Here is a 13,464-nt window from a genome sequence, read left to right on the forward strand (position 1 = left end):
CGCCGGTCCGCCGTAGTGAGAGGTGCCCACGTGGAAGATCGTGCCAAGCCGGGCCACGGCGACATCCTGGAATTCCGCCTCCCCGACCTGGGGGAGGGGCTGGCCGACGCCGAGTTGGTGTCCTGGTCGGTCAGCGTCGGCGACGCGGTGGAACTGAATCAGACGATCGCCGAGGTCGAGACGGCGAAGGCGGTGGTGGCGCTGCCTTCGCCGTTCGCGGGGCTGGTGGTGGAGTTGCTCGCGCAGCCGGGCGAGACCGTGCTGGTCGGCGCGCCGTTGATACGGGTGCGGGACAGTGCGGCGGCACCGGCGAGTCGAGCGGGCGAGACGAACGGTGCCGAGGTGTCGAGTGAGGCGCCCGGCGCGGGGCGGACCGCGGTGCTGGTCGGTTACGGGCCGGAGGGGGAGGCGGTGTCGCGGCGGCGCAGGCCTGTTGCCGCGACATCTGTTGTTACGGAGGCGGATTCGGGTCGGAAAACGGAGGATTCGGCAGCGCGGCGAGCCGTGCCAGAACTGGCTGAAGCTCCTGCTGCGCAAACGGTTTCGCCTACGGATGTGGAAGATGAAGCCGCGGCGACCTTCTCGCCAACCAGACCCCCATTGACCACCACCAGGGCAGCCGCCACACCTGCCGCTCGCAGGCTTGCCCGCGAGTTGGGCATCGATCTGTGGTTCGTCGCGGGCTCCGGGCCGGACGGCGCGGTCACCGTCGAGGACGTGCGCGGCGCGGTCCCGGTCTCGCAACCACGCACGCTGGCCGGTCAACCGCAGGCCACGCGGGTGGCGACCGCGCCGGCCGGCACCGACCCCGCAGCCGGGGTGATCCGCCCACCGGCCCGCGAGGTTCGCACACCGATCAGCGCCATCCGCAAACGCACCGCGGCGGCCATGCTGGCCAGCGCCCGCTCCATCCCGCAGGCGAGCACCTTCGTCACCCTGGACTGCACCGCGTCGATGGAGCTGCTCGACCATCTCCGTAGCACCAAATCCTTTGCCGGAGTGACCCTTACCCCGCTCGCGCTGGTGGCGAGATCGGTGCTGGCGGCACTGGCCGAATTCCCGGAGATGAATGTTTTCTGGGACGAGGCGGCTCAGGAGATCGTCACCAAGCACTATGTGAACCTCGGCGTCGCCGTGGCCACCGATCGCGGACTGCTGGTGCCGAACATCAAGGAGGCGCAGTCGCTGAACCTGCGCGACCTGACCAGGGAGATCGGCTGGCTGGCCGAGACCGCGCGCGCGGGCGGCGCCAGCCCCACCGACCTGCGCGGCGGCACGTTCACCATCACCAATGTCGGCGTGTTCGGGGTCGACACCGGAGTGCCGCTGGTGAATCCCGGCGAGGCCGCGATCCTGTGCCTCGGCTCGATCCGCAAGCGCCCGTGGGTGTTCCGCGACGAACTCGCGATCCGCTGGGTTACCACGCTGGGCATCAGCTTCGATCACCGCATGATCGACGGCGAACTGGGCGCCCGCTTCCTCGCCACCACCGCGAGCCTGCTCGAAGACCCGCTCACCCTGCTGAGCCGCATCTAGCGGATTCAGCGGGCGTGCGCGAGATGTGGGTGTGATGTCACGCGGGGGAAACATTGCGGGCGCTCGATGTAAAGAAGACCGACTAGTTCTGTAGGCATGGCAGAGGCAGCGCATCTCGTCGATACCAGATTGCCGCTCGGGCGGCAGCTCACCTTCGGCATCCAGCACGTGCTGATCATGTACACCGGGTGCATCACCGTGCCGCTGGTGTTCGGCGCGGCCGCGGGGCTCGACCGGGCCACCATCGGCCTGCTGATCAGCGCGGACCTGCTGATCGCCGGGGTGATCACGCTGGTGCAGAGCCTGGGGGTGGCCAAGCTCGCGGGCGCGCGGCTGCCGATCATCTGCGGGGCCACCTTCATCGGCCTCGATCCGATGATCATGATCGCGAAGGAGTACGGGCTGCCCGCGGTCTACGGGTCGATGATGATCGGCGGTGTCGTCGGCGTCGCGCTGGCCTGGCCGTTCGCCCGGCTGGTGCGGTTCTTTCCGCCGCTGGTCACCGGGACCGTGCTCACCGTGGTCGGCGTCTCGCTGATCGGGGTGGCGGGCGGGCTGATCATCGGCACCGACCCGAAGGCGCCCACCTTCGCCGCACCGTCGCATATCGCGCTCGCCGCGGTCGTCTTCCTGATCGCCGTCGGCTTCCTCTGCCTCGGCCGCGGCATGGTCGCTCAGCTCGGCGTGCTGATCGGCCTGGTGGTCGGCATTGTCGCGGCCATCCCGATGGGGCTCATCGACACCGACGGGATCGCCGGGACCGACTGGGTAGGCCTGCCGAAGCCGTTTCACTTCGGCGCGCCGGAGTTCCCGATCACCGGGGTGGTCGCGATGAGCGTGGTGATAGCGGTCGTGTTCGCCGAATCGACGGCGAGCATGCTGGCGATCAGCGAGATCACCGGAAAGCCCATCGGCAAGGGTGATTTGGCGCGCGGCCTGGTCGGTGACGGGCTCTCCGGGGTGCTCGGCGGGATGTTCACCGCGTTCATCGACACGATCTTCAACCAGAACGTCGGCGCGGTCGCGGCCACCAGGGTCTACAGCCGCTACGTCACCGCGACCAGCGGCGCCATCCTGGTGGTGCTCGGGGTGCTACCCCGCTTCGGCGCGATGGTCGCGGCGGTTCCCGAGCCGGTGGTCGGCGGCGTCGGCCTGGTGCTGTTCGCCACCATCGCCATCGTCGGCGTCGACACCCTGCGTAAAGCGGACCTCGGCGACCGGGTCAACGCCACCATCGTCGCCACCGCTCTCGGCGTCGGCCTGCTGCCGGTGCTGGCGAAGGACATGTTCGTGCACTTCCCGTCCGGGGCGCAGATCCTGCTCTCCAGCGGCATAACCCTTGGCGCGACAACAGCTTTCACCCTCAATCTGCTCTTCAACCACACCAAACTGAGCGCACTCGCCCGAGGCGGCGTGACCCCGAAAACATCAGAGCAACAGACCATGGTCGAACCGAAAGATACCGCGGCCCCACACCCCACCCCGGCCCCAGCCTGACCTGCCGCGTCGCGAGTGGCGAACCCCTCTCGGCGACCGCCGGCACGGTGCGCCACTCGGCCTGACGTCGCTTGCTGTGCCACAGCGGGTTTGCGTGCTCGGTCAATCGCGGTGCGTCAGCACCTTGCGGACTACCAATCCCGCGATGAGGGCCCAGAACGCGGCGCCGACACCGAGGAAGCCGACCCCGGAGGCGGCGATCAGGAAGGTGACGATGCCTGCCTCGCGGTGTTTTTCGGAGCTCAGCGCGCCGGTCAAAGCGGCTGCCAGGGTGGCGAGGAGGGCAAGGCCCGCAACGGTTTCCAGGACGCCCCTTGGTGCGACGGCGATGAAGGTGACCAATGCGGCCGAGCCGAGGGCGACCACGAAGTAGATGGTGCCGGAGGTGAAGGTGGCGATCCAGCGTTTCTTCGGGTCGGGGTGCGCCGAGGGTGCCGCCGAGAGGGCGGCGCTGATCGCGGCCAGGTTGATCGCGTGCCCGCCCGCGGGCGCGCCGATGATGGTGCCGATGCCGGTGACGGTCATCGCGGCCCGCCAAGGGACTTGGTAGCCAAAGGATTTCATGACCGCGGTGCCCGGGATGTTCTGCGAGGCCATGGTGACGATGTAGAGCGGTATCGCGACGCCGATCATCGCCTGCCAATTCCAGTGCGGCAGTGTCAGTTCCACCGACGGCACCATCGCGGCGAAGTCGAGGTGCTTGTGCTGCACCGCGATACTGATGCCCGAGCCGAGCGCCGCCGTGCCGAATGCCGCGATCACCGCCCAGCGCTTGGCCACCCGCTGCAGCACCAGCCACACCAGGATCACCGGAATCACCACCGCCGGGCTGGACTGCACCGCTTTCACCGGCGCAAGGCATAGCGGCAGCAGCACCCCGGCCAGCATGGCCTGTGCGATCTCCACCGGAATCGCGGCGACCAGCCTGCCGAGCCGCTGCCACACGCCGGTGATCACGATCAACACCCCGGCGACCGCGAACGCCGCGACCGCGGCGGGCCAGCCGCCCGCCACCGCGCCGGTGCTCGCCAGCAGCGCGGCGCCGGGCGTCGACCAGGCCAGCGTGATCGGCATCCGAAACCGGTAGCTGAGCACCAGCATGCCGATCGCCTGCGTCACGCACAGTGCGAGCAGCCCTGAGGCGGCCTGCGCCGCGTTGGCGCCGACCGCGTTCAGTCCGCTCAACACCACCGCGAAGGAGCTGGTGAAACCCACCAGCGCGGTGACAACACCGGCGCCGACCGGCTGCGCGAGCCCGGTCCCGGTGGCCTCCGGCCCTGGATCCGGCTCGGTGGGTGCCGTGGTGGCCGGTGAAACGTTCGACATTGTGGCGATCCTGCCCGCAACTGGACTGGTCCGTCACGGGCCAATCGGCCGAAACTGGACCGAATTGCCGAACGGTCGCGACCAGCGCGTTCGCCGGACGCCGCCACCCGGCGATTCGATGGTCCGACCGCCCGCCCGGTCGTCCTTACCGGCGAGTAGCGCTGGGGTGCAGCCACATTGCCCAGTTCAGATGCGTAGGGTAATGGGTATTCGGTGCGCGAAGGTGCGATTACTGGACTAGGAGCCTGGGTTGAGCGCGGTACTGATCTCGCCGGTGGAGCTTCGGGAGACGTTGTCGGACAAGCGGGTTCGCCTGCTGGACGTCCGATGGTCGCTGGGTGACCCGGACGGCCCGCAACACTATCTGGACGGCCACATCCCCGGCGCGGTGTTCGTCGACATGGAAACCGAGCTGGCCGCGCCACCCTCGCCCGCGCGCGGCAGGCATCCGCTGCCCGACATCGCGCAGCTGCAGAAATGCGCGCGCAGCTGGGGCATCCGCCACGCCGATCCGGTGATCGTCTACGACGCCACCGGCGGCATGGCGGCGGCCCGCGCCTGGTGGCTGCTGCGCTGGGCGGGCATCGCCGACGTGCGGATCCTCGACGGCGGGCTGCCCGGCTGGACGAACGCCGGCGGCGAACTCGCCACCGGCACCGAGCCCGATCCGGAGCACGGCGACGTCGAACTGAGCCCGGGTCATTTGAAGGTCATCGACGCGGACGCGGCGGCTCGCTGGCGTGGCGTGCTGCTCGATGCCCGCGCGGGCGAGCGCTACCGCGGCGAGATCGAGCCGATCGACCCGAGGGCCGGGCACATCCCCGGCGCGATCAGCGCCCCCACCGCCGAGAACCTCGATGCCAGCGGACGTTTCCGGGCCCCGGCCGAATTGCGGGACCGCTTCGCCGGATTCACCGCCGAACCGGTCGCGGTCTACTGCGGTTCCGGCGTCACCGCCGCCCACCAGGTGGCCGCTCTCGCCGTCGTTGGTATCGATGCGGCCCTCTACCCGGGGTCGTGGTCGCAGTGGTCGAACGACCCGAAGCGGCCCGTCGCGACCGGCAGCTGATCGCGGGCTGCTCGGTCGACACGTACGTCCGAGTGGCCGCCGCGAGCTGCTCTGCCGACAGGTAGACCCGCCTACTGTGGCATGCGACCTTGTCGTGGGATCTTGACGCTCAGGGGCAGGTGCGCGCCACCCCTTGCAACGCCGTGCTGTCCGCTTCGGTCAGCGGTAGCTGATATTGGGCGGCCACGGTGAGGTACTTGCCCGCGTAGAAACAATGGTTCGCGCGTGCGGGTGGCAGCCATTCGGCAGGGGTCTTGTCACCTTTGGCCTCGTTGGTGCGCCCGTCGGTGGCGAGCAGGGTGAAGTCGAGGTCGTTGGCGAAGCGGATGCGCCGCTCGGGCGGCCAGCCTGCCGCGCCAAGATCCCAGGCGGCGGCCAGCGGATACACGTGGTCGATCTGCACATCGTTGGCGGCGGCCTTCTTGAACGGGATTCGCTTGCCGGTGTACGGATCGTTCAACATGCCGCCGACGACCACGCAATCACGCGTCCCCGGCCGGAAACTCACCCCGACGAGTTGCTTGGCCAGCACGTTGTTGCGGGTATCGCAGCCATCGTGTCCGCCCGGCCCATCGTTGTCGTCGGTCCACGCCTGCCCGAACACACAACCCTGTCCCGCCTGGCAACCTCTGTCGTATCCGCCGGGATGCGGCCGATCCGGCACTACGCGCACGCCGGCCAGTAACCGCGCCAACTCGACCCTGGTCGGACTACCCGGCGCGGGTGCCACCGGGGTGACGCCGAGCTGGCCGCACCCGGCGGCGCACAGCGCGACGAGCCCGCCAACGACCCAACGCCGAATGTCCATGGCGCCAGAGATACACGGAGGGACCGACATTCGTTGAACCCGACGCACGAGCAGTTGTCAGCAGCGCAGCGACACAACCCTCACAACCAGGCCCGCGCGAGCAGGTCGTCATCGGCGACCTCGCTTGCCCTCGGCGGGAACCGAGTGGCCGAAATCGACTCGGCGTCCGCGCCGTCGTGCCCGATCAGCCACGAGCCGCCGCGTTCCTCGCACTCGGCGAGCTTGGCGAAGGTGGCGAGCAGGAAGGCGATGGCGTCGTGCGAGTCCAGGGTTCTGGCCAGGCGCTGTGATTCACCGGGGCGGGACAGGTCCAGCCACACGCCGGACTGACCGTCGAGCCGCATACCGACGATCTTCTCGGCGTTGATGAAGGTGAATTTGCGCCGTTCCCACGGCGTCGTCGGCGTGAAGCTCTGCTCGAGAACTTGGAGCAGAATCGTCATGATTGCCTCCGTTGACCAGCGGATATTCAAGTATGTTCCGGCCAGCCCCAGAAATCCAGAAAAGCGGGATGGCCGCGGTGGATCGCTGTCGGACCCACCTGCTTGGATGGGTTGATGCTGCACGGTCTGTGGTCGCCGGGATCCGGGTTGCTGCTCTGGCACGACTCACCCCGCACCGCGCTGGATCCACCCACCCCGCCGGCTCCGCCGGCTGCCGTCCCCCTGCCCGACCCGTTGGGCAGCGTCTTGAGCGCGTCCAAATTCCGGCACCGGGCCGACGTGCTGATCATCGGCCCGGACGGCGCGGACACCGAGCAGGTTCGCGCGCACGCGATGGCCCCGTCGGCCGCCGCCGCGGTGCTGCGGCAGCGGCTGCCGGTCGAGGCGGTGTCGGGCGATCTGCGCTTCCTCGCGCATGTCGCGCACGGGGTGGAGCGCTGGGTGCGGGCCGGCCGGATCGTGCCGGAGGTGCACCGAGCGGACGGTCAGTGGTGGGTGCGCTGGCGACTGGTCGGCGGCGAGCGGCAGCGCGCCTGGCTGGCCGAGCTTGCCGTGGCCATGCCCGCCGCGCTGCAGGTGGCGGGCAGGCCGAACGCGCTGCTCGACGACCTGGTCACCGAACTCACCGACCCGATCGCGCGGGCACTGATCGACCCGCCGGAGTCGGCGCACCCGCTGGTGGACGCGCTCATCCGCGATGTCGCCCTCGATGCGGGCAGCTACCGGGTCGCCGAGACGCTGGAGCATTGGCGAGCCACCCTGACCGGTGACGAGCCGGAACTGGTGTTGCGCCTGCTCGAACCGGACGGCGAGCTCGGCACCGCCGACGAGTCGGTCGCGCTGTGGCGGCTGGAGGTGTGCCTGCGCGTCGACGGCGAGGCGCCGAATCCCGTACTGCTGCACGCCGATCCGAACCTGCTGCGGATCGCGGTGGAGAAGCTGGGTGAGGCGCAGCGGGCATACCCTCGGCTGCGCGATCTGCCGAGCGATCCACGCTCGATGGACCTGCTGCTGCCGACCGAGGTGGTCGTCGATCTGGTCGAGCACGGCGCGCACGCCCTACAGGCCGCCGGCGTGCGCCTGCTGCTGCCGCGCGCCTGGAGCGTCAGCGCGCCGACCATGCGGCTGCGCGTGGAGAGCGCGGTGCCCGCCGCCGAAAGTACCGTCGGCATGCCGGGACTCGTCTCCTACCGCTGGGAACTCGCGCTCGGCGACACCATCCTGACCAAGGCCGAGATGGCACGGCTGGTCAGCAGCAAATCCGACCTGGTGCAGTTGCGCGGCGAGTGGGTGCAGGCCGACCACAAGGTGCTCGCCGCGGCCGCCCGCTACGTCGCCGCGCACACCGACACCTCCGAGATCACCTTCGCCGACCTGATCGGCGAACTCGCCGGCGGCCGCGTCGAACAGGTGCCGGTCACCGAGGTCACCGCCACCGGCTGGGCCGCCGACATCCTGGACCGGACCCGCGAGCTCGCACCGATCACCGCGCCGGTCGGCCTGAAGGCGCAGCTGCGCCCCTATCAGGAACGCGGCCTCGCCTGGCTGGCGACCATGAGCCGCATGGGTTTCGGCGCGATCCTGGCCGACGACATGGGCCTTGGCAAAACCGTCCAGGTGCTCGCGCTGCTGGTGCACGAGCGCGAGGCGGCCGACGGCACGCCGGGTCCCACCTTGCTGGTCTGCCCGATGTCGGTCGTCGGCAACTGGCAGCGCGAGACCGAGCGTTTCGCACCGGACCTGCGGGTGTGGGTGCATCACGGGGTCGGCAGGCGCTCCGGCGACGAACTGGACGCGGCGGTGGCCAAGGCGGATCTGGTGATCACGACCTATTCGCTGCTCGCCCGCGACCTCGACGAGCTGAAGCGGCAAACGTGGGACCGGATCGTGCTCGACGAGGCACAGCACATCAAGAACGCCGCCACCAGGCAGTCCCGCGCGGCCCGCGGCCTGCCCGCGCGACATCGGCTGGCGCTCACCGGAACTCCGGTGGAGAACCGCCTGGAGGAGCTGCGCTCGATCATGGATTTCGCGGTGCCGAAGGTGCTCGGCAGCCCGCAGACGTTCCGCGCCCGCTTCGCCGTGCCCATCGAACGCGAGCGGGACGAGAACGCGATCAGCAGGCTGCGGATGATCACCCAGCCGTTCGTGCTGCGCCGGGTGAAGACCGACCCCGCGGTGATCACCGACCTGCCGGACAAGCTGGAGATGACGGTGCGCGCCAACCTGACCGTCGAGCAGGCCGCGCTGTACCAGGCGGTGGTCGACGACATGCTGGCCAAGATCAAGGACGCGAAAGGCATGGCCCGCAAGGGCGCCGTGCTCAGCGCGCTGACCAGGCTCAAGCAGGTGTGCAACCATCCGGCGCACTTTCTCGGCGACGGCTCAACGGTGCTGCACCGCGGCAGCCACCGCTCGGGCAAGCTGGCCCTGGTGGAGGACGTGCTCGACGCGGTGCTCGCGGACGGCGAGAAAGCGTTGCTGTTCACCCAGTTCCGCGAGTTCGGCGAGCTCATCGCGCCCTACCTGGTCGAGCGGTTCGGCACGGAGGTCCCGTTCCTGCACGGCGGGGTGCCCAAGCAGCGCCGCGACACCATGGTCACCCGGTTTCAGGAGCTGGCCGGGCCGCCGCTGATGTTGTTGTCGCTCAAGGCCGGTGGCACCGGGCTCAACCTCACCGCCGCCAATCATGTGGTGCACCTTGACCGTTGGTGGAATCCGGCGGTGGAAAACCAGGCCACCGATCGCGCGTACCGGATCGGGCAGCAGCGCAATGTCCAGGTGCGCAAGCTGGTCTGCGTCGACACCATCGAAGAGCGGATCGACGAAATGATCAACGGCAAAAGGCAACTCGCCGACCTGGCCGTCGGCGCGGGGGAGAACTGGATCACCGAGATGAGCACCGACGACCTGCGTGAGCTGTTCACACTGGGCGCGGAAGCGGTCGGCGAATGAGTCCCTACATCGACTACAACGAGTACGGCAAGCGCCGTCCGGTGCGTGGCGGAGTCGAGGCACGCAGCCGCCGTGGCGGTTTCGGACGTACCTGGTGGGGCAAGGCGCTGCTGGAAGCGATCGAGCAGATGGCCGACGCCGGGCGCCTGTCGCGCGGGCGCACCTACGCGCGGGCCGGGCAGGTGGTCAGCTACCGGATCGAGCCCGGCTCGGTGACCGCGGAAGTGCAAGGCAGTCAACCGCGTCCATTCACCGCCGTCTTCACCGTCCGGCCGCTGCGGGAGGAGGAGCTCGAGCTACTCATCGAGACGATCCGCGACGCGCCGGGCATGCTCGCCGAGATCGCGTCCGGCGCGCTGCCGACCGCGCTCGGCCCGCTGCTGCTGCCGACCACGGCCGCCGACCTGGATTTCACCTGCACCTGCCCCGACCCGGGGTGGCCGTGTAAACACGTGGCCGCGGTCTGCTACCTGCTCGCCGAACGGCTGGACGAGCGTCCCCGGGAGATCCTCACGCTGCGTGGCCTGGACCTGGACACGCTCATCGGCGGCATCGAACGCGACCCGCAGCCCACCGACTCCGCCGATCCGTACGGCAACGATGCCGAGCTGCCGGACCTGCCGAAGATCGAATTCCGTCCCGCACCGGATGATCTCGACCCGCTGCTGTTGCGCAAGGCGATGCGGATGACCTCGGCCGAAGAGCCGATCGCCGCGGCGGGCCTGCGCGACCTCACCGCGCTGTATCGCATGTTCGAGGCCTGATCGAGCTTGGTGAGCATCCGGCGTCGGGGCTTGCGGTTGTCTCCGGACTTTTCGGGGCGGGATCAGGTCCGGTGACACAGGGACCGGGACTTCCCGACACCGGATGCCTCATTAAGTCTGCGCGCGCCGGACCCGCCCGGGAACTGCCCGAGGGTTGCCCGGCCGCTGCCCTTGCACCGAACTTCGGGCAGCATCCGGGCCGTGCCTAGGCTGGTAGACGTGGCAGGCAACAGTTCGTGGCCGCGGTCCGGCCCGATGAGCGTCAGCGACGATCTCGGCGTCGCCGTCCGGCTCGCGGCGCCGCCGCGACGGGTGGTGTCACTGGTGCCCTCGTTGACCGAGGCCGTCGCCGTGACGTGTCCGCACGTCTTGGTCGCCGCCACCGAGTGGTGCACGCAGCCGGCCGATCTCGCTGTCGAACGCGTGCGCGGCACCAAGAACCCGCACGTGCGCCGCATCATCGAACTCGCGCCCGACCTGGTGTTGTGCAACATGGAGGAGAACCGGCGCCTCGATGTCGATCGCCTCCGCGCGGCCGGAATTCCGGTGTGGGTCACCAGAATCGAGACGGTGGACGAGGCGCTCGCCTCGCTGACGCGCCTGTTCACCGTTGCCCTTGGCGCCGCCGTCCCGCCGTGGCTCACCGAGGCCGAATCCGTCTGGGCGGCACCGCCGCCGCCGGTTCGCAACGCGGTGATCCCGATCTGGCGCCATCCGTGGATGGTGGTGGGCCGCGACACCTTCACCGGCGACCTGGCCGGGCGCCTCGGCCTGCACCTCGTGCACGCCGACCGCCCGGACCGCTATCCCCGCCTCACCGAGCGGGAATTGACCACCGGCATCGACCTCGCCGTCCTGCCCGACGAGCCCTACGTCTTCACCAGAACCGATGGCCCCGAGGCTTTTCCGGGAACTCCGGTGGCACTCGTCGAGGGCCGCAGCCTCACCTGGTACGGCCCGTCCTTGGCCACCGCACGGCAAACCCTCACCCAGCAGCTGGCGGCGGCCTTCCCCGGCGGTGCTCAGCCGAGTTCGTAGTCGAACCAGAGGTGGTGACTACCATCCTCGTCCACGCTGAGACCACCCGTGCCAGTGATACCGGCCAGGGCGCCGGTACCACTCGCCGGGACGATGACAAACGATTCGGCGGTTCGGTCGGTGCCCGAGGTGGTCGCCGAATGGGCGAAGTTGAAGCTGCCCGAGGCGCCGTTCAGCGCACCCTCGAACGATTCCATAGCGACGTAGGTTCCGGTCCCGGTGGCCTGGTCGAATGCCGCGGTGAACAGGGTCGCCGAGCGGCCGGTGATCTCGCCGTCGAACTTCTTCTCGATCTGTGCGACGCCGACCGGGAGCGCGGTGTCGATGGCGGGGGTAGGGACGACCTCGGTCGGGACGAACGAGACGACGGAAAAGGTACCGATGGCTTTCATGCGCCGGATCGTATCGACGGGTACCGACAATGTCGGGGCCGTTACGCCGATGTAGCGAACCGGTAGTCGGTCAGGTCGAAGTGTCCACTGCGCCAAGCCGCCTCGACCGTGGTCGACGGGCGCAGTGGCACGTCGCCGTGCTTGTCGAAGTAGTAACTGTTGGATACGGCGCAGCTGTCCTGCCAGAACACCTGTCCGCCGCGGCGGTCGAGCATCTCCTGGAAGAAGCGGTCGTTGGCCTCGCGGGTCACCTCGACCACCGTCGCGTTGCCCGCGCGGGCGTGCCGCAGGCAGCGCAGGATGTGCCTGGTCTGGTTCTCGATCAGCGCGAAGTAGGACGAGCCGTTGTAGCCGTACGGCCCGATGATCGAGAAGAAGTTCGGGAAGCCGGGCACGCTCACGCCCTCATAGGCTTGCAGCCGGTTCTCGTCCCACCACTTCTCCAGGTCGAGGCCGCCGATGCCGCGCAGGTCGTAGGTCGGCATGTTGCCGGATTCCATCACCTTGAAGCCGGTCGCCAACACCAGGATGTCGACCGGGTATTCGGTGCCGCCGGCGGTGCGCACGCCGGTGCTGGTGATCTGCTCGATCGGGTCGGTCTCCAGCACGACATTGTCGCGGTTGAAGGTGGCTAGATAGTCGTTCGAGAAGCTGGGCCGCTTGCAGCCCAAAGCGTAACGCGGCGTGAGCTTTTCGCGAATCGCCGGATCGTGCACCTGGCTGCGAAGATGCGCGAGACCGGCGCGCTCGCCGAGCGCGGCCGTCGGCAAACTCTGGTAATAGTGCGCGGCGATCGGGAAGGTGATCTCCACATACGTCTGGCTGATCAGCCTGGTCAGCGATCGCGCGCCGGGAATCCGCAGCGCCCACTGCACCGGCTTGGGCAGCGGCAGGTCCAGCCGGGGCAGGCACCAGATCGGCGTGCGCTGGAAGACGACGAGCTGCTCGACCTCGGGCGCGGTCTCCGGAATCACCTGCACCGCGGACGCTCCCGTGCCGATGACGGCGACCCGCTTGCCGCGCAGGTCCTGTTGATGATCCCAGCGAGAGGTGTGCATGGTGACCCCGGTGAAGTCCTCGACACCCGGGATCTCGGGCAGCTTGGGCCGGGTCAGCACCCCGGTGGCGCTGATGACGAAGCGTGCGGTGAGCTCGCCACCGTCGGCGGTGTGTAGCCGCCAGTGGCAGCCGTCCTCGTCGAATTCGGCCTCAGTGATATTGGTATCGAACCGAATTCGCGATCGCAGCTGGTATTTGTCCACGCACGATTCGGCATATGCCTTCAATTCCCGGCCCGGCGCGTAGGTCCGCGACCAGCTGGCGCGCTGCTCGAAGGAGAACTGATAGCTGAACGACGGAATGTCAACGGCGATACCGGGATAGGTGTTCCAGTGCCAGGTGCCGCCGACGCCGTCGGCCTCGTCGACGATCAGGAAATCGTCGAATCCGGCCTCCCGCAATTTGATCGCGGCCCCGATACCGGCGAACCCCGCCCCGACGATGATCACCTCGTGATCGATTGCGTTGCTACTCATGCCACCGCCCCGTGCGTCATGGGCCGTGTCCGCGGCGTAGACGGCGGTGTCGACCCGGTGCTGAGCGCGGCCGATCGGCAATTGGCCGCACATGCCACCAA

At 68.9% G+C, this 13,464-nt stretch carries 11 protein-coding genes; 6 read left to right on the top strand and 5 right to left on the bottom strand.

The window, feature by feature from the left end; translation table 11 throughout:
* The first annotated feature begins 30 nt into the window (after positions 1-30).
* A complete protein-coding gene (locus tag ACIBCN_RS34545; RefSeq protein ID WP_396995900.1) occupies positions 31-1,536 on the top strand; it encodes a dihydrolipoamide acetyltransferase family protein in 1,506 nt (501 codons plus the stop codon).
* A 96-nt stretch (positions 1,537-1,632) separates the two neighbouring features.
* Entirely contained in the window at positions 1,633-3,033 is a 1,401-nt protein-coding gene (locus ACIBCN_RS34550) for a uracil-xanthine permease family protein (RefSeq protein ID WP_396995902.1), read from the top strand.
* 102 nt (positions 3,034-3,135) lie between these two features.
* Here ACIBCN_RS34550 and ACIBCN_RS34555 read toward each other — a convergent pair whose 3' ends face one another.
* Positions 3,136-4,359 carry a benzoate/H(+) symporter BenE family transporter gene (locus ACIBCN_RS34555; protein ID WP_396995903.1) on the bottom strand — a complete coding sequence of 408 codons (1,224 nt, stop codon included), beginning with the start codon at positions 4,357-4,359 and terminating at the stop codon, positions 3,136-3,138.
* Positions 4,360-4,621: 262 nt separating this feature from the next.
* Here ACIBCN_RS34555 and ACIBCN_RS34560 point away from each other — a divergent pair, with 262 nt between their 5' ends.
* Positions 4,622-5,428, top strand: coding sequence for a sulfurtransferase (locus tag ACIBCN_RS34560; protein ID WP_396995988.1), 807 nt, complete (start codon positions 4,622-4,624; stop codon positions 5,426-5,428).
* Between the two features lie 109 nt (positions 5,429-5,537).
* Here the strand turns inward: ACIBCN_RS34560 and ACIBCN_RS34565 are convergent, their stop codons facing one another.
* Together ACIBCN_RS34565 and ACIBCN_RS34570 are read right to left on the bottom strand one after the other, a co-directional pair.
* On the bottom strand, positions 5,538-6,236 hold the full coding sequence (locus ACIBCN_RS34565; RefSeq protein ID WP_396995904.1) for an HNH endonuclease family protein: 699 nt from the start codon (positions 6,234-6,236) through the stop codon (positions 5,538-5,540).
* A gap of 80 nt (positions 6,237-6,316) precedes the next feature.
* On the bottom strand, positions 6,317-6,679 hold the full coding sequence (locus ACIBCN_RS34570) for a hypothetical protein (protein WP_396995906.1): 363 nt from the start codon (positions 6,677-6,679) through the stop codon (positions 6,317-6,319).
* 114 nt (positions 6,680-6,793) lie between these two features.
* Here ACIBCN_RS34570 and ACIBCN_RS34575 point away from each other — a divergent pair, with 114 nt between their 5' ends.
* The 3 genes from ACIBCN_RS34575 (at position 6,794) to ACIBCN_RS34585 (ending at position 11,436) form a co-directional block, all read left to right on the top strand.
* The gene (locus ACIBCN_RS34575; RefSeq protein WP_396995908.1) at positions 6,794-9,634 is read left to right on the top strand and encodes a DEAD/DEAH box helicase; all 2,841 of its coding nucleotides are present in this window, start codon (positions 6,794-6,796) and stop codon (positions 9,632-9,634) included.
* A complete protein-coding gene (locus ACIBCN_RS34580; RefSeq protein WP_396995910.1) occupies positions 9,631-10,398 on the top strand; it encodes an SWIM zinc finger family protein in 768 nt (255 codons plus the stop codon). The genes ACIBCN_RS34575 and ACIBCN_RS34580 overlap by 4 nt, the downstream gene beginning before the upstream one ends.
* Positions 10,399-10,599: 201 nt before the next feature.
* Entirely contained in the window at positions 10,600-11,436 is an 837-nt protein-coding gene (locus ACIBCN_RS34585) for a helical backbone metal receptor (RefSeq protein ID WP_396995911.1), read from the top strand.
* On the opposite strand, the gene ACIBCN_RS34590 is transcribed toward ACIBCN_RS34585, so the two are convergent.
* On the bottom strand, positions 11,421-11,828 hold the full coding sequence (locus tag ACIBCN_RS34590) for a DUF3224 domain-containing protein (protein ID WP_396995912.1): 408 nt from the start codon (positions 11,826-11,828) through the stop codon (positions 11,421-11,423). The genes ACIBCN_RS34585 and ACIBCN_RS34590 overlap by 16 nt on opposite strands.
* 41 nt (positions 11,829-11,869) lie before the next feature.
* Entirely contained in the window at positions 11,870-13,363 is a 1,494-nt protein-coding gene (locus ACIBCN_RS34595; RefSeq protein WP_396995914.1) for a flavin-containing monooxygenase, read from the bottom strand.
* Between the last annotated feature and the right edge of the window lie 101 nt (positions 13,364-13,464).

It is taken from the genome of Nocardia sp. NPDC051052 (genome assembly GCF_044456045.1).
GTDB lineage: Bacteria > Actinomycetota > Actinomycetes > Mycobacteriales > Mycobacteriaceae > Nocardia.

Coding starts and splice junctions, on each gene's coding strand:
- ACIBCN_RS34590 (WP_396995912.1), bottom strand. CDS start 11,828: ATGAAAGCCATCGGTACCTTTTCCGTCGTCTCGTTCGTCCCGACCGAG.
- ACIBCN_RS34550 (WP_396995902.1), top strand. CDS start 1,633: ATGGCAGAGGCAGCGCATCTCGTCGATACCAGATTGCCGCTCGGGCGG.
- ACIBCN_RS34595 (WP_396995914.1), bottom strand. CDS start 13,363: ATGAGTAGCAACGCAATCGATCACGAGGTGATCATCGTCGGGGCGGGG.
- ACIBCN_RS34580 (WP_396995910.1), top strand. CDS start 9,631: ATGAGTCCCTACATCGACTACAACGAGTACGGCAAGCGCCGTCCGGTG.
- ACIBCN_RS34570 (WP_396995906.1), bottom strand. CDS start 6,679: ATGACGATTCTGCTCCAAGTTCTCGAGCAGAGCTTCACGCCGACGACG.
- ACIBCN_RS34555 (WP_396995903.1), bottom strand. CDS start 4,359: ATGTCGAACGTTTCACCGGCCACCACGGCACCCACCGAGCCGGATCCA.
- ACIBCN_RS34565 (WP_396995904.1), bottom strand. CDS start 6,236: ATGGACATTCGGCGTTGGGTCGTTGGCGGGCTCGTCGCGCTGTGCGCC.
- ACIBCN_RS34575 (WP_396995908.1), top strand. CDS start 6,794: ATGCTGCACGGTCTGTGGTCGCCGGGATCCGGGTTGCTGCTCTGGCAC.